We start from the raw sequence: 14,164 nt of genomic DNA on the forward strand, positions 1-14,164 counted from the left end.
GCAGGACGCGGTGGTGCGCTTGGCGGAGCCGCTGGCGCCGGACACCACGCACTGATGCGCCGTCGGGCCTTGCCGGTGCGCGCCGGCGCGTGCCGCCGTCCTAGGCCGCAGCGGCATCCGTCGGCGCGACCGGCAGCGCAGAGGCCACGATGCCGTGCAACTGCGCGGCCAGCGCCTTGCGGTCGCTGCCCGGCGCCACCGCGATCGGTGCGTGGAAGGTCACCCTGACCACGGCACCGGACAGGCGCAGGAAGTGCGCGACGTGCGCGCCGGCCTGCATCTCGCCGTAGAAGGCATACGCGTCGCGATCGCCGCCCTGCGCCAGCGGCTGTCCGTCGACGCTGCGCACCTCCAGCGTGAACGGTTGCAGGGTCCAGTGCCGCGCGCCCGGCTCGGTGCCGAGGAACAGCGAGAACAGGCTGGACTTGAACGGCGCCACCCGTGCGCCGGAGGACGTGGTGCCTTCGGCGAACAGCACCACGTCATGTTCCGGACGCAGTTGCGCGGCCACGGCGGCGGCCACTGCCGCGGCGTCCTGGCGGCGCCGGCTGATGAACACGGTCTGCGCCAGCGCGCCGATGTGGCGCATGCCGGGCCAGCGCTCCATGTCGTTCTTGGCGATGAAGCGTGCGCGCAGCAGGCTGCCCAGCACCACGATGTCGAAGTGGGAGATGTGGTTGCCGACGAACAGCGTCCCGCCGGTGTCGCGTGGCGTGCCCACGACCTCGAGGCGGATGCCCAGGGCGCGCCGCAGGCAGCCGAACCACAGCCGCGGCAGTACGAACGCGCCGCGGCCGCGGGTGAAGCGCATCAGCAGCCACTGCGGCGGGATCAGCAGCACGCTGGCGACCAGGCAGATGGCGACGCGGACCATGGTGCGCAGGCGGCCGACGAGGGGAGTTGCGGCGGGGCGGGACGAAGCGGCGGCGGGCATGGGCGGGGGCGAGCGAGGAGACAGTGGGCACGCGCGGCGCGCGCGGGGCGATGGTAGCCGAGACCTGCCTGCCTCGGCAGCGATGCAAGCGGCCGTCCGCGACTCCCGTTGGCGGCGCTGCCATTGCTCGCAGCGCAACCGGCTCTGTTGCAGATGCGCTGGGCATGCGCCGACAGGTCGCATCGCGGCGCCCGAAGATCAGGCGTATGCCGATTGGTCTTGGTTGCGGTCAGCACAAACATGGCATCGCACGCCGGCATCGCGCTGGCAGGTGCAGGTCCGTCCATTAACCCAAGGAGTCCATGCCATGTCGTATCCCGTCTGGAAGAAGGTCCGTGCCGAACACCTCGACGATCCGACCAACTGGGAGCGGACGTACACCCGCTACCTGCACAACCCTGCGGCCGAAACCCAATTCAAGGTCGACATCGTCGCCGCGGCCGCGACGGAAACGAACGATAACAACCCGCAGCACTACCGGCTGTCCTACGGCCCCAGCTCCAATACGCAACCCAGCGACGCGCGTGCGATCTGACACGCGCTGCGTGAGCCGCGAGGAGGCGTTGCCGATAACGCCCGTCGTGGCTGAAACCGCTCGTCTCAGGCAAGACGCGCCCTTGTCGCAGCGTGGCAACAGCGAGCGAAGCGAGGCGACCTGAAGCAGTGCCGGTGGGAGCGCTTTGCAGGGTCAGGGCGCGCCGTTGGCCTGCGTGCAGTCCGTCCTCTGCGCGGCGGTGAACGAGGTCAGCGTCCATGCACGCGCGGACGGTTCCTCGACGGCGTAGACCCACGATTGCCGCAGGCCGTCGAGGCAACTGGCGATGGCGATGCTGTCGCCTGTCGTGCCCTGGTCGGGCAGCGGCAGCGCTTCGGGCGCCTGGGTCGGAACGCCGTGCAGCGCCCGTGCGTAGGTCAGGACCAGGGGGCCGAGCCGCTGCAGGTTCTGGGCCTGGGCGGGGCCGGCTTGCGACGGCCGGTGCTGCGCCAGCCAGTCGCGCACCTGCCGCCATTCGGGCGTGCCTGCGGCGTATTCGCTGGTGCTGGACACGTGCAAGCGCTCCGGCACGTCCGGCGCGGCGTGCGCGGCCAGCGGCAGCAGGGCGAGCAGCAGCGGTCGCATGACCCGTGGTGCCTGGTGGGCACGCGTCTGCCGGTTTCCGACAGCATTCCCCTCGCGCCTGCGCATCCGCCCGCTCCCTGCTGGTTGCCGAAGGCGCGACGATAGCACCATCAGCGGCTGCGCCTTGGAGTATCGCCTGCCTAGCTTGCGTGCGCTCAGCGCTTGCCGGGGCGATCGGCCAATGAGGCCTGCAAGGCGGTGGCCAATGCGGCGTCGCCGCTGACCAGCGCGCTCCAGCGCAATTCCAGGCCTTTGCGCCGGCCCTTTTCGGTGAGCTTCAGGCCGTCCGGGTCCACGGTCAGGGTGTAGCGCGTGCCGTCGATGTCCAGTTCGCGGCGCAAGGGCTTGTCGAGCGGGGTCATGCGCCGGCTCCGGTCTTCACGATGCGGCGAGGGTAGCGGGGCGAAGGTGACGGCAGGTTCTGCAGGTGCGCCGGATGAAGACGCTCAAGATCGCCACCTACAACGTCAACGGCATCCGCAGCCGCTTGCCGCATCTGCTGCAATGGCTGCAGCGCGAGGCGCCGGATATCGTAGGGCTGCAGGAGCTCAAAAGCGTGGACGCCGGCTTCCCGCTGGCCGCGCTGCATGCCGCCGGCTACGGCGCGGTGTGGATGGGCCAGTCCGGCTGGAACGGCGTGGCGCTGCTGGCCAAGGGCTGCGATCCGGTCGAGAGCCGGCGCGGCCTGCCCGGCGATCCGCGCGACACCCAGAGCCGCTACATCGAGGCGATGGCGCACGGCGTGCTGGTCGGCTGCCTGTACCTGCCCAACGGCAATCCGCGGCCAGGGCCGAAGTTCGACTACAAGCTGGACTGGTTCGCACGGCTGCAGCGGCATGCGCAGCAGTTGGTGGCGTTGCCGCATCCGGTGGCCCTGATCGGCGACTTCAACGTGGTGCCCACCGATGCGGACATCTACACCCCGGCCTCGTGGCGGCGCGATGCGCTGCTGCAGCCGGAGAGCCGCCAGGCCTATGCCGGACTGCTGGCGCAGGGCTGGACCGACAGCCTGCGCCAGGTGCACGGCGCGCGCCGCGTGTACACGTTCTGGGACTATTTCCGCCAGCACTGGCAGCGCGATGCCGGGCTGCGCATCGACCACCTGCTGCTGAATCCGCCGCTGGCCGCGCGCCTGCACGACGCCGGCGTGGACCGCTGGGTGCGCGACCTGCCGCATGCCAGCGACCATGCGCCGACCTGGGTCGCGCTGCGTGCGTCGCCGGCCAGCGCTGCGGCTGCGGCGTCGGCCAAGCCGCGGCGCGGTGACGCTGCTGGGAGCAAGACCCAGGGCGGCAAGGCGAACAAGACCCCACGCACATCCGCCTCTGGCGCGACGTCGCTGGCGAAGAAGACCGCCGCGCGGATCAAGGGCAAGACCACGGCCAGGACCGCGGCGAAATCGACGACGTCAGCGCAGGCCGCGAAGAAGACACGTGCGGCAAAGGCGACAACCGCGAAGACGCCGAAAGCCCGCAAACCGCGCGATGCGGCCGCGGTGCCGCCGAGGCCCGCGCGCGCCCGCCGGAAACCATCCCTTCTCCCACCGGGAGAAGGGGGCGCGTAGCGCCGGATGAGGGTACGGCGAAGCGGGGAGGCGCCGATTCCGTGGCGGCTGCCGCGCGGCGTGGCCGACGCGGCAGCACGTCTTCCCTTACTTCAGCATCTCGGTAAAGGCGCGATCGGCCTCGATCACGGCGGGCAGCGCGGCGAACAGCGCGTCCAGGTCCACATCGTCCATCAGCGGGCCGGTCACCGCCTGTCGCGCCTGCGCGTTGGCGCCGCCGTGGCGCTCCAGCGCGTCGGCGACCAGGGCGGCCTGGGCGACCACCTTCGGCATCGGCTCGTCTTCCGCGGCCTGCAGCGGCCGCGCCTGGAAGGCGATGGCGGTCTGGATCACCTGCGGCAGGTGCCAGCGCCGCGCCAGCTCGGCGCCCACTTCCGGGTAGCCGAAGCCCAGTTGCACGGTCTCGTCGGCGGCGCGGCCGCTGGAGGAGGCGTCCGGGTGCAACTGCGCGGCATAGTCGGGCGCGCCGGTCTGGATCAGCAGTTCGCCGATGTTGTGCATCATGCCGCAGGTGAAAGCGGTCTCCGCGTCCAGGCCCTTCTGCCGCGCCAGCAGCCGGCACACGCCGGCCACTTCGAAGCTGTGCAGCCAGAACGCGCGCAGGTCGAAATGCGCCGGCGCATGGAACGCGCCGGTCACCGAGGACGCCAGCACCAGGGTGCGCAAGGTGTTGAAGCCCAGGCGCAACGCCGCGTCTTCCACCGTGGTGGAATCGCGCGCGCCGCGGAAGCGCGCCGAATTGGCCAGCCGCAGCACCTTGGCCGCGATCACCGGGTCCCGCTCGATGTTGCGCGCCACCGCGTCCAGGCTGGTGCCCGGCGCATCGAACTGCAGGATCAGGTCCTGCGCCACCTGGGGAATGGTCGGCAGGGTGTGCAACTGGTCGAACAGCGCCTCTAGCTTCATGGGGACCCTCGAGCGGAACGGGAGGCGGGCAGGGCCGACAGCCGGCCGCGCCCGCGGTGGTGGCGGACTGGGCGCATCCTACCGATTCGCGATGGCCGGCGTGCGGATCGCCCGCCTCGCGGCCACGGCCGCGCCCTGCTGCGGCGGGGCGCGCGGCTCAGCCGGCGGCGCGCACGCGCAGGGTCAGGCCCTTGAGGAAGTTGCGCAGCAACTGGTCGCCGCACAGGCGGAAATTCTTGTGCTCCGGCTGCCGGAACAGCGCCGACAGCTCCGGCTTGGACACCGGGAAGCCGGCGGCGTCGAAGATCTGGTGCATGTCCACGTCCTTGAGCTGGAACGCCACGCGCAGCTTCTTCAGCACCACGTTGTTGGTGATGCGCGCTTCCACCGGGCGCGGCGGCAGGCTGTCGTCGCGGCCGCGGTAGTGGAACACCAGCCCGTCCAGCACGTGCGCCAGCACCGCGTCGCTGCACTCGACGAAACCGTCCTCGTCCTCTTTCTTCAGCCAGGCGGGGATCTGCGTCTTGTCGATCGCGAATGCCGGATCGGCGAGGTGGGCCAGATCGACGATCTTCTGGTCGCTCAGGTCGAGCATGTAGCGGATGGAGCGCAGGATGTCGTTGTTGAGCATGATCGGTGCGGGAGTGCCGGGAGGCCCGGGGAGGGGCGCTAGTCTAGGCGCTGGCCCGCACCGGCGCGTAGACCACGCCGGCGCAGGCCATGGCTGCGGTTCACCGACGCTGTGCACGCGGCATGGCGCCATGTCGCGCCGCGGCGCGGTTGCATCCGCCGGCGCATGCGCCATCATCGGCGCATGGACCATCCGATTCCCAAGCCGAGCGCAGTGTCCGCGCTCAATCCGCGCCAGGAGCAACTGGTGGCGCTGGTGCGCCAGCAGGGCTATGCCGAAGTGGAAGGGCTGGCGGCGCGTTTCGAGGTGACGCCGCAGACCATCCGCCGCGACCTGACCCTGCTGTGCGAGGCCGGCGTGCTGCGCCGCTACCACGGCGGGGTGAGCCTGCCGTCGAGCGTGGAGAACCTGGCCTACGCGGCGCGCAAGTCGCTGCAGGCGCGGGAGAAACGGCGCATCGCCACGCTGCTGGCGCAGCACATTCCCGACGACGCCTCGCTGTTCATCAACATCGGCACCACCAACGAGGACGTGGCGCGCGCGCTGATGGGCCACAGCGGCCTGCGCGTGATCACCAACAATCTCAACGTCGCGGTGATGATGAGCGCAAATCCCAGCTTCGAAGTGATGGTGGCCGGCGGGCGCGTGCGCGGCCGCGACCAGGGCGTCACCGGCGAGGCGACCATCGAGCTGATCCGCCAGTTCAAGGTGGACTTCGGCGTGATCGGCATTTCCGGCATCGACCCCGACGGCACCCTGCTGGATTTCGATTTCCACGAGGTGCGGGTGGCGCAGGCGATCATCGAGCACTCGCGGCAGGTGTTCCTGGCCGCCGACCACAGCAAGCTCGGCCGCAACGCGATGGTCCGGCTGGGGCCGATCGGACGGGTGCAGGCCTGGTTCACCGACCGCGCGCCGCCGCCCGACCTGGCGGCGGTGCTGGACGCGGCCGGCACCCGCGTGTTCGTCGCCGAGGGCGATGCCGCCGATCCGGCCGCGCCGGAGCTGGACGGGCCGGCCGACTGAGCCGTGCCGGCCCGGCTCCGATGCCTGGGCAGCGAGCCGGCGCTTGTGTTCGAATTGTTTCGTTAATGTTGCGTGATAAGGTGGGCTCGCCACCTCGCGGCGGTGCCCTGTACTCGCCAGGCTGCCTCTGGCCTAAGGACTGCGGGCGTTTCACGTCGTTTCCCCAGTCGCTGTCGACGCTACGCTGCAGTGCAGCGTGCTATGTTTGAAAATGTTCGTTTACGATCTTTTAGTCCCCAGTCCTGGGCCCGGCCGGTTGCCGGGTCCGGGACACGACACTTCCGGAGTCGGCTATGCGTGAGACCTACGATGTGCTGGTGGTCGGTGGCGGCATCAACGGCGTGGGCATCGCCCGCGACGCGGTGGGCCGCGGCCTGTCGGTGTGCCTGTGCGAGCGCGACGACCTGGCCGCGCATACCTCCAGTGCCAGCACCAAGCTGATCCACGGCGGCCTGCGCTACCTGGAGCAGTACGAATTCGCCCTGGTCGGCAAGGCGCTGGCCGAGCGCGAGGTGTTGCTGCGGCTGGCCCCGCACATCATCTGGCCGCTGCGCTTCCTGCTGCCGCACCAGCCGCACCTGCGCCCGGCGTGGATGATCCGCACCGGCCTGTTCCTGTACGACCACCTCGGCCGCGGCCGCCGTACCCTGCCGGGTTCGCGGCGCCTGGCGCTGCGCACGCATCCGGTGGGCGCGCCGCTGCGCGAGGAGTTCCGCACCGGCTTCGTCTATTCCGATGCCTGGGTGCAGGACGCGCGGCTGGTGGTGCTCAACGCGATGGACGCCGCGCAGCGCGGCGCGCGCATCCTCACCCGCACCCGCTGCATCGGTGCGCGCCGTGTCGATGGCCTGTGGCAGGTGCAGCTGCAGCACGCCGACGGCCGCCGCGAGGAACTGCGCGCGCGGTCGCTGGTCAATGCCGCCGGGCCGTGGGCGGTGCAGTTCCTGGACGAGGTGGCGCACGTCGGCCACGACCACGCGCTGCGCCTGGTCAAGGGCAGCCACATCGTGGTGCCGCGGCTGTTCGAGCACGACCACGCCTACATCTTCCAGCAGCCGGACCGGCGCATCGTCTTCGCCATCCCCTACGAGCAGGACTACACCCTGATCGGCACCACCGACGTCGACTACCGCGCCGACCCGGCCGCGCCGCGCATCGACGGCGAGGAGACGCGCTATCTGTGCGAGGCGGCCAACCGTTACTTCCGCAAGCAGATCGCGCCGGACGACGTGGTGTGGAGCTACAGCGGCGTGCGCCCGCTGCTCGACGACGAGGAGGACAACGCCGCCGAGGTCACCCGCGACTATCTGCTGGAGCTGGATGCGCGCGACGGCGCCGCCCTGCTCAACGTGTTCGGCGGCAAGCTCACCACCTACCGCAAGCTGGCCGAGGAGGCCGTGAACCGGCTCACCGCGCATGCCGGGCGCAAGGCGCCGGCCTGGACCGCGCATGGCGCGCCGCTGCCCGGCGGCGAGCGCAGCGACATCGCCGCGCTGGCGCGCGAACTGCGCGCGACGCGGCCGTGGCTGGCCGAGGCCACCGCGCAGCGGCTGGCGCGCAACTACGGCACCCGCGCGCAGACGCTGCTGGGCGATGCGGCCGCGCTGCAGGACCTGGGCCAGCACTTCGGCGCCGACCTGTACCAGGCCGAGGTCGACTACCTGCGCCAGCACGAGTGGGTGGTGGAGGCCGAGGACCTGCTGTGGCGCCGCAGCAAGCTCGGCCTGCGCGTGGACGCCGCCGGCCGCGAGCGCCTGGTCGCCTACCTGCAGCAGGCGCCGGCCACCCTGGCCGCGGCACCGGCATGAGCAAAACGCCGCCGCCGGCCCGGTTCGGGCGGCGGCGGCGCGTGCACAATCGCGCTGCGCCCGGCCCTCGCCGCGGCGCAGGAACAACCTGGACGCAACCGTGGAGGGTGGCAGGCATGGGTGGATCGACAGCGGCAACGACGGCGGGCCGGGAGGCACGGGCATGAGCCGGCAACTGGTGGGCGAACTGATTTCCGAGGCGATCGCGATGCTGATCATCATCGCTTTCGGCTGCTCGGTGGCGTGCATGTACGTGCTCTACGACCCCAGCCCCTACCAGCACGCCTATTGGGGCGTGTGCATCGCCTGGGGCCTGGCGGTGACCATCGCCATCTACGTCACCGGCTCGGTGTCCGGTACCCACGCCAACCCGGCGGTGACCCTGGCGCTGGCGCTGTACCGCGGTTTTCCTTGGCCCAAGGTGCTGCCGTACTGGGTCGCCCAGGTGATCGGCGCGTTCCTCGGCGCCTGGATCGTCTACCTGCTGTTCGCGCCGGTGATCGACCACTACAACCAGGCCCAGCAGCTCACCCGCGCCGGCGGCGGCGCGGCCGGGGTGTTCTTCACCGCGCCGGGCCTGGCGATCACCCCGATGCACGCGCTGCGCGATCAGGTGATCCTGACCGCGTTCCTGATCTTCGGCATCTTCGCCATCACCGAGCGCTACAACGAGGCCGCGCCCACCGCCAACTCCGGTGCGCTGATCATCGGCCTGCTGGTGGCCACCATCGGCGCGTCGATGGGCTACCTGGAAGCCTGGGCGATCAATCCCGCCCGCGACTTCGGCCCGCGCCTGTTCGCCTACGTCGCCGGCTGGGGGCCCTCGGCGCTGCCGTCGGCCGACCACTACTGGTGGATCCCGATCGTCGGCCCGCTGATCGGCGGCGTGATCGGCGGCGCCGCCTACCAGTGGCTGATCTATCCGTTCCTGCCGGCGCGGGTGAAGGCGCTGGAGGAAGAGCAGGCCGCCGCGCGCCGCGCCTAGCGCCGGCCGCCTGCGCGTCCCCGCGCGCGGCGTGCGCGCGTTCCCATTCCCCGTTGGCGCCGCGCGGTCGCGCGCGGCGTGCATCCCGCAGGAGTCTCCGATGGAAAAGCAGTTCATCCTGGCGATCGACCAGGGCACCACCAGTTCGCGCGCGATCCTGTTCGACCGCCAGGGCCGCATCGTCGGCATGGCCCAGCGCGAGTTCTCGCAGATCTTCCCGCAGCCGGGCTGGGTCGAGCACAACCCGCGCGAGATCATGACCAGCGTCTACACCACGATCACCGAGCTGCTCAACAACCACCAGGTGGACGCCAGCGCGATCGCCGGCATCGGCATCACCAACCAGCGCGAGACCGCGGTGGTGTGGGACCGCGCCACCGGCCAGCCGATCTACAACGCCATCGTCTGGCAGTCGCGGCAGACCAAGGACATCTGCGACCAGCTCAAGGCCGACGGCCACGAGGAGACGGTGCGGGCCAAGACCGGCCTGCTGATCGATGCGTACTTCTCCGGCACCAAGGTGAAATGGATCCTCGACCACGTCGAGGGGGCGCGCGAACGCGCACAGCGCGGCGAACTGGCCTTCGGCACCATCGACAGTTGGCTGATCTGGAACCTCACCGGCGGCAAGGTCCACGTCACCGACTACACCAATGCCTCGCGCACGCTGCTGTACAACATCCATGAACTGCGCTGGGACGAGGAGTTGCTGCAGCTGCTGGACATCCCCGCCTCGATGCTGCCGGAGGTGCGCTCGTCCAGCGAGATCTACGGCAACACCCAGGGCCAGTATTTCTACGGCCACGCCGTGCCGATCGCCGGCATCGCCGGCGACCAGCAGGCGGCGCTGTTCGGCCAGGCCTGCTTCGAGCCGGGCATGGCCAAGAACACCTACGGCACCGGCTGTTTCATGCTGATGAACACCGGCGAGAAGGCGGTGGCCTCGAAGAACGGCCTGCTCACCACCATCGCCTGGGGCGTGGACGGCAAGGTCGAGTACGCGCTGGAAGGCGCGATCTTCGTCGCCGGCTCGGTGGTGCAATGGCTGCGCGACGGGCTGCGCATGCTCGGCAAGGCCAGCGACTCGCAGGCCTATGCCGAGCGCGCCGGCGACAACGACGGCGTGTACTTCGTGCCGGCCTTCGTCGGCCTGGGCGCACCGTACTGGCGCAGCGACATCCGCGGCGCGGTGTTCGGCCTGACCCGCGGCACCACCAAGGAACACTTCATCCGCGCCGCGATCGAGTCGATGGCGTACCAGACGCGCGACGTGCTGACCGCGATGCAGGTCGATTCGGGCATCGAACTGAAGGAACTGCGCGCCGACGGCGGTGCCATCGCCAACGACTTCATGGCGCAGTTCCAGAGCGACATCCTGGACGTGCCGGTGCTGCGCCCGGAGGTGGCCGAGACCACCGCACTGGGGGCGGCCTATCTGGCTGGCCTGGCCACCGGGTTCTGGAAGAATCGCGCCGAGATCGCCCAGCAATGGGCGGTGGACCGCCGCTTCGAGCCGGACATGCCGGCAGAGCGTCGCGAAGCGCTGTACGCCGGCTGGCAGCAGGCGGTGGAGGCGACGATGGGGTTCCGGATTCGCTGAGGCGGTCGCGCAGTGCAGTCGGGGGCTGCGTCTGCTCCTTTTTGCATCTGCCGGCCGAGGCGTTGTTCGTCGCTGCGACTGCCGAAGGCGGCAGTCGCCGCACCGAACCTGGTGGGCGTCAACGGTGATGCAGCCGCGACAAGCGAAACCGAAAGCCGACGGATGCCTTCCGTCGTCGGGACTGAAGTCCCTCCCACAAGGGCGCCTTTCCCACAAGGGTGTCCTGCCCCTTCCCTGTGCGAGCGGCTTCGGCCGCGCCGGGCGCTTTCGCGAAAGGCCGCTCGCCGTCGTTCCAACGCCGCTGCGGCCGAGCCTGCGCGCACTCCCGGTAACGGCGAAGGATTCAGACGTACTGCGTCGGTCCGCGCGGCCCCGGCACCGGCGCGTCGACGCCGCCGACCGGGTCCTGGATCGGCGGGATGGTCGGATCGGTCGGCTGGTCGGGGATCGGGTCGATCGGCCGATCCGGGGTTGGGTCCACACCGGGGTTCGGCACCTGGCCCGGCACTTCGTTCGGCGGCTGCTGCGGATCCTGGCCGGGATTGGGGGATTGCATGTGCATGGGCGTCTCCGTGCGATGAGGGTCCAGCGTGCGCGTTGGGCCGGCGGTTGCGGGTGAAGCGCACGCCAACGGCGGATGAAAGGCGTTCCGATCCGCGCACGCGGCTTTCAACGATCAGGCCGGTAACGCCGGACTGTCGACGCGGGAGATGATCGAGCACAACCTGCGCGCGCTGCCCGAACCGGCCCGATGGAAGCCGCTGGTGCGGATGCCGGCGCTCCGGCATGCTGGCGCCGCATGCACCGCTACGATCTGGTCATCTTCGATTTCGACGGCACCCTGGCCGACTCGTTTCCTTGGTTCCTGGCGACCATCAACGGCGTCGCCGACGAATTCGGTTTCCGCCGCTTCGACGTCGAGCGGCTGGACGAAATCCGCAGCCTGAGCGCACGCGCGCTGATGGCGCGCAGCGGCCTGCGCTGGTGGCGGGTGCCGGCGGTGGCGCAACGCATGCGCGCGCTGATGAGCGCGCAGATCGAGCGCATTGCGCTGTTCGACGGCGTCGCCGAGCTGCTGGCGCACCTGGCGCAGGCCGGCGTGCACTTGGCCCTGGTCACGTCCAACAGCCGCGCCAACGTCGAGCGCGTGCTTGGCCCCGCGCTGCTCGCGCAGTTCCGCGACGTGCGCTGCGGCGCGGCGGTGCTGGGCAAGCGGCGCAAGCTGCGCGCCAGCCTGCGCGCCTGCGGCATCCCCGCCGCGCGGGCGCTGTGCGTGGGCGACGAGATCCGCGATGCCGAGGCCGCGCGCCAGGCCGGCATCGCCTTCGCCGGCGTCGCCTGGGGCTATACCTTGCCGGCCGCGCTGCAGCCGCAGACGCCGCTGCCGTTGCTGCAGCGGCCGGCCGCGCTGTTGGCGCTGGTGCTGCCGCCCGAACGCCGAGCAGGCGATTGCTGCGCTGCAGGTTGATTGTTCACTTGTGATTGCTATATTCATAGGCGAACAGTCGCGGCGCCCATTGCCATCCTGGGCGTGCATGCTGCGGCCATAACTCATCGCGCCCGATCCCGGGCAGAGGCGTGCCATGTGCAATCCCAGTCGCCACCGTCCCTCGCGCGTCCGCGGGCGACCTGCGGTGCGGCCCATCCTGGGAGTTCGCGCATGGCGTTGAGCCCGGCCACCGATGCCGCCACCGCTTCACGTGCGCTGGGTGCCAGCGGTGTGTCCCTGTCCGCGCTGGGCTTCGGCGCCGCACCGATCGGCAACCTGTACGCCGAGGTGGACGACGCGGTGGCCCTGGCCGCGGTGGCCGACGCCTATGCCGCCGGCATTCGCCATTTCGATACCGCGCCGTACTACGGCTATGGGCTGAGTGAGCAACGCCTGGGGCAGGGCCTGCGCGGGCTGCCGCGCGCCAGCTACACGCTCTCGACCAAGGTCGGGCGCTGCGTCTACGACGATGCCGCGGCGGCGCCAGGGCGCGAGGGCTTTGCCGTCGCCGGGCGCCGCGCCGAGTTCGACTACAGCCGCGACGGCGTGCTGCGCGCGTTCGAGTCCAGCCTGCAACGGCTCGGCACCGATCACATCGACGTGCTGCTGCTGCACGACATCGGCCGCCTGACCCACGGCGAGCGCCATCCGGCGCTGCTGCGGCAGGCGCTGGACGAGGCCTTGCCGACGATGGCCGCGCTGAAGGCGCAGGGCGCGTGCCGGGCGATCGGTATCGGCGTCAACGAGGAAGACGTGGCGTTGGAACTGATGCCGCTGTTCCCGCTCGACTGCGTGATGCTGGCCGGCCGCTACACCCTGCTCGAACAGCACGCTGCGCAGCGGATCATGGCGCAGGCGCTGCAGCGGCGGATCGGCATCCTGGTCGCCGGGCCGTACAGCTCCGGCCTGCTCAGCGATGCGCGCGGGCCGGGCGACACCTACAACTACGCGCCGGTGGATCCAGCCACGCTGCAGCACGCGCAAGCCCTGTTCGCGGCCTGCGCGGCGCACGGCGTGGACGTGGGCGCGGCGGCGCTGCAGTTCCCGCTGGCCCATCCGGCGGTGAGCGCGGTGGTCGCCGGCATGCGTACGCCGGCGGAAGCGGCCAGCGCCGCCACGCGCCTGCGCGCGTCGATTCCCGCGGCGCTGTGGCGCCAGTTGCGCGACGACGGGCTGCTGCGCGCACCGGTGCCGACGCCGTGAACACGATCGACGCCCATGTGCATTTCTGGCGCCTGGCGCGTGGCGACTATGCCTGGCTGACGCCGGCGCTGGGCGTGCTGTACCGCGATTACCTGCCCGAGGATCTGGCCGCGACGCTGGACGCGCAGGGCGTGACCGCGTTGGTGGCGGTGCAGGCGGCGCAGAGCGAAGCGGAAACGCGCTACCTGCTGCAGTTGGCGCGGACCGAGCCGCGCATTGCCGGCGTGGTCGGCTGGGTGGATTTCGCGGCCGCCGACGTCGCCGCGCGCATCGCCGCGCTGTGCGCCGACGGCGCGGGCCTGCTCAAGGGCCTGCGGCCGATGGTGCAGGACCTGGCCGATCCGCAGTGGCTGGCGCGGCCGCAGCTGGATGCGGCCTTCGACGCGCTGCTGCAGCACGACCTGGCCTTCGACGCGCTGGTACGCCCGCTGCACCTGCCGGCGTTGCTGGCGCGCTTGCAGCGCCACCCGCAGCTGCGCGTGGTGTTGGACCACGCGGCCAAGCCGGCTATCGGCGGCGCCGGTTTCCAGGCCTGGGCCGATGGCGTGGCACAGTTGGCGCAGCATCCCAACGTGGTGTGCAAGCTGTCCGGCCTGCTCACCGAACTGCCGGCCGCGGCCGGCATCGACGATGCCGTGCTGGCGCCCTACGTGGCGCAGCTGTTCGCCTGCTTCGGCGCGCAGCGGCTGCTGTGGGGTAGCGACTGGCCGGTGCTGACCCAGCGCGCCGACTACGCCGCCTGGATGGCGCTGGCGCAGGCCTGGGTCGCGCAGCATGCCGCCGGCGCGGCCGAAGCGGTGTTCGCCGGCAATGCGCGGCGCGTGTATCGCCTGTCCGATCCGATTCCTTCCCCCCAACCAGGAGTCCCGCCCCATGACCACGTTCGCGTCCACTTCCG

The 14,164-nt window shown here is 70.8% G+C and carries 14 protein-coding genes and 1 pseudogene; 9 read left to right on the forward strand and 6 right to left on the reverse strand.

Features of this window, described 5'->3' with window-relative positions; genetic code table 11:
• Nucleotides 1-100: 100 nt before the first annotated feature.
• Nucleotides 101-883, reverse strand: a complete 783-nt coding sequence (locus tag NKJ47_RS03505) for a lysophospholipid acyltransferase family protein (RefSeq protein ID WP_343237534.1) — start codon at nt 881-883, stop codon at nt 101-103.
• 358 nt (nt 884-1,241) lie between these two features.
• Between NKJ47_RS03505 and NKJ47_RS03510 the strand changes: the two genes are divergently transcribed.
• Nucleotides 1,242-1,469 carry a hypothetical protein gene (locus NKJ47_RS03510; RefSeq protein WP_254460155.1) on the forward strand — a complete coding sequence of 76 codons (228 nt, stop codon included), beginning with the start codon at nt 1,242-1,244 and terminating at the stop codon, nt 1,467-1,469.
• 153 nt (nt 1,470-1,622) lie between these two features.
• On the opposite strand, the gene NKJ47_RS03515 is transcribed toward NKJ47_RS03510, so the two are convergent.
• Nucleotides 1,623-2,054, reverse strand: a complete 432-nt coding sequence (locus NKJ47_RS03515; RefSeq protein WP_254460156.1) for a hypothetical protein — start codon at nt 2,052-2,054, stop codon at nt 1,623-1,625.
• 155 nt (nt 2,055-2,209) lie between these two features.
• Nucleotides 2,210-2,416 (reverse strand): hypothetical protein, encoded by a 207-nt coding sequence (locus NKJ47_RS03520; protein ID WP_254460157.1) that lies wholly within the window; start codon nt 2,414-2,416, stop codon nt 2,210-2,212.
• A 74-nt stretch (nt 2,417-2,490) separates the two neighbouring features.
• Between NKJ47_RS03520 and NKJ47_RS03525 the strand changes: the two genes are divergently transcribed.
• A complete protein-coding gene (locus NKJ47_RS03525; protein WP_254460158.1) occupies nt 2,491-3,618 on the forward strand; it encodes an exodeoxyribonuclease III in 1,128 nt (375 codons plus the stop codon).
• Nucleotides 3,619-3,705: 87 nt separating this feature from the next.
• Here the strand turns inward: NKJ47_RS03525 and NKJ47_RS03530 are convergent, their stop codons facing one another.
• Nucleotides 3,706-4,524, reverse strand: a complete 819-nt coding sequence (locus NKJ47_RS03530; protein ID WP_254460159.1) for an HDOD domain-containing protein — start codon at nt 4,522-4,524, stop codon at nt 3,706-3,708.
• Between the two features lie 157 nt (nt 4,525-4,681).
• Nucleotides 4,682-5,155 carry a DUF1456 family protein gene (locus tag NKJ47_RS03535; protein WP_254460160.1) on the reverse strand — a complete coding sequence of 158 codons (474 nt, stop codon included), beginning with the start codon at nt 5,153-5,155 and terminating at the stop codon, nt 4,682-4,684.
• Between the two features lie 165 nt (nt 5,156-5,320).
• On the opposite strand from NKJ47_RS03535, the gene NKJ47_RS03540 reads away from it, so the two are divergent.
• The 4 genes from NKJ47_RS03540 to glpK all read left to right on the forward strand — a co-directional run bounded on the left by NKJ47_RS03540 (nt 5,321) and on the right by glpK (nt 10,574).
• Nucleotides 5,321-6,181: a DeoR/GlpR family DNA-binding transcription regulator gene (locus tag NKJ47_RS03540; RefSeq protein ID WP_343237525.1), complete on the forward strand. Its 861-nt coding sequence runs from the start codon at nt 5,321-5,323 to the stop codon at nt 6,179-6,181.
• 293 nt (nt 6,182-6,474) lie between these two features.
• Nucleotides 6,475-7,989, forward strand: a complete 1,515-nt coding sequence (glpD, locus tag NKJ47_RS03545) for a glycerol-3-phosphate dehydrogenase (RefSeq protein ID WP_254460162.1) — start codon at nt 6,475-6,477, stop codon at nt 7,987-7,989.
• A gap of 163 nt (nt 7,990-8,152) precedes the next feature.
• Nucleotides 8,153-8,974: an MIP/aquaporin family protein gene (locus NKJ47_RS03550; protein WP_254460163.1), complete on the forward strand. Its 822-nt coding sequence runs from the start codon at nt 8,153-8,155 to the stop codon at nt 8,972-8,974.
• A gap of 100 nt (nt 8,975-9,074) precedes the next feature.
• Nucleotides 9,075-10,574 carry a glycerol kinase GlpK gene (glpK, locus tag NKJ47_RS03555; protein ID WP_254460164.1) on the forward strand — a complete coding sequence of 500 codons (1,500 nt, stop codon included), beginning with the start codon at nt 9,075-9,077 and terminating at the stop codon, nt 10,572-10,574.
• 343 nt (nt 10,575-10,917) lie between these two features.
• On the opposite strand, the gene NKJ47_RS03560 is transcribed toward glpK, so the two are convergent.
• Nucleotides 10,918-11,136, reverse strand: coding sequence for a hypothetical protein (locus NKJ47_RS03560; RefSeq protein WP_242161229.1), 219 nt, complete (start codon nt 11,134-11,136; stop codon nt 10,918-10,920).
• A gap of 237 nt (nt 11,137-11,373) precedes the next feature.
• Here NKJ47_RS03560 and NKJ47_RS03565 point away from each other — a divergent pair, with 237 nt between their 5' ends.
• The 3 genes and pseudogenes from NKJ47_RS03565 to NKJ47_RS03575 all read left to right on the forward strand — a co-directional run.
• Complete coding sequence (locus NKJ47_RS03565; protein ID WP_254460165.1) at nt 11,374-12,042, forward strand: HAD-IA family hydrolase; 669 nt, start codon at nt 11,374-11,376, stop codon at nt 12,040-12,042.
• Between the two features lie 192 nt (nt 12,043-12,234).
• Nucleotides 12,235-13,266, forward strand: coding sequence for an aldo/keto reductase (locus NKJ47_RS03570; protein WP_254460166.1), 1,032 nt, complete (start codon nt 12,235-12,237; stop codon nt 13,264-13,266).
• Nucleotides 13,263-14,141 (forward strand): annotated as a pseudogene (locus NKJ47_RS03575) (amidohydrolase family protein); the annotation flags it as partial. The gene NKJ47_RS03570 and the pseudogene NKJ47_RS03575, both read left to right, overlap by 4 nt.
• Nucleotides 14,142-14,164 lie beyond the last annotated feature (23 nt).

The organism is Xanthomonas sacchari (assembly GCF_024266585.1).
Classification (GTDB): Bacteria; Pseudomonadota; Gammaproteobacteria; order Xanthomonadales; family Xanthomonadaceae; genus Xanthomonas_A; species Xanthomonas_A sacchari_C.

What these genes read in the sequence shown, in the direction of transcription:
- glpD (WP_254460162.1), top strand. Translation starts at nt 6,475, where the DNA reads ATGCGTGAGACCTACGATGTGCTGGTGGTCGGTGGCGGCATCAACGGC.
- NKJ47_RS03570 (WP_254460166.1), top strand. Translation starts at nt 12,235, where the DNA reads ATGGCGTTGAGCCCGGCCACCGATGCCGCCACCGCTTCACGTGCGCTG.
- NKJ47_RS03515 (WP_254460156.1), bottom strand. Translation starts at nt 2,054, where the DNA reads ATGCGACCGCTGCTGCTCGCCCTGCTGCCGCTGGCCGCGCACGCCGCG.
- NKJ47_RS03550 (WP_254460163.1), top strand. Translation starts at nt 8,153, where the DNA reads ATGAGCCGGCAACTGGTGGGCGAACTGATTTCCGAGGCGATCGCGATG.
- NKJ47_RS03565 (WP_254460165.1), top strand. Translation starts at nt 11,374, where the DNA reads ATGCACCGCTACGATCTGGTCATCTTCGATTTCGACGGCACCCTGGCC.
- NKJ47_RS03520 (WP_254460157.1), bottom strand. Translation starts at nt 2,416, where the DNA reads ATGACCCCGCTCGACAAGCCCTTGCGCCGCGAACTGGACATCGACGGC.
- NKJ47_RS03535 (WP_254460160.1), bottom strand. Translation starts at nt 5,155, where the DNA reads ATGCTCAACAACGACATCCTGCGCTCCATCCGCTACATGCTCGACCTG.
- glpK (WP_254460164.1), top strand. Translation starts at nt 9,075, where the DNA reads ATGGAAAAGCAGTTCATCCTGGCGATCGACCAGGGCACCACCAGTTCG.
- NKJ47_RS03530 (WP_254460159.1), bottom strand. Translation starts at nt 4,524, where the DNA reads ATGAAGCTAGAGGCGCTGTTCGACCAGTTGCACACCCTGCCGACCATT.
- NKJ47_RS03540 (WP_343237525.1), top strand. Translation starts at nt 5,321, where the DNA reads ATGCGCCATCATCGGCGCATGGACCATCCGATTCCCAAGCCGAGCGCA.
- NKJ47_RS03510 (WP_254460155.1), top strand. Translation starts at nt 1,242, where the DNA reads ATGTCGTATCCCGTCTGGAAGAAGGTCCGTGCCGAACACCTCGACGAT.
- NKJ47_RS03525 (WP_254460158.1), top strand. Translation starts at nt 2,491, where the DNA reads ATGAAGACGCTCAAGATCGCCACCTACAACGTCAACGGCATCCGCAGC.
- NKJ47_RS03560 (WP_242161229.1), bottom strand. Translation starts at nt 11,136, where the DNA reads ATGCACATGCAATCCCCCAATCCCGGCCAGGATCCGCAGCAGCCGCCG.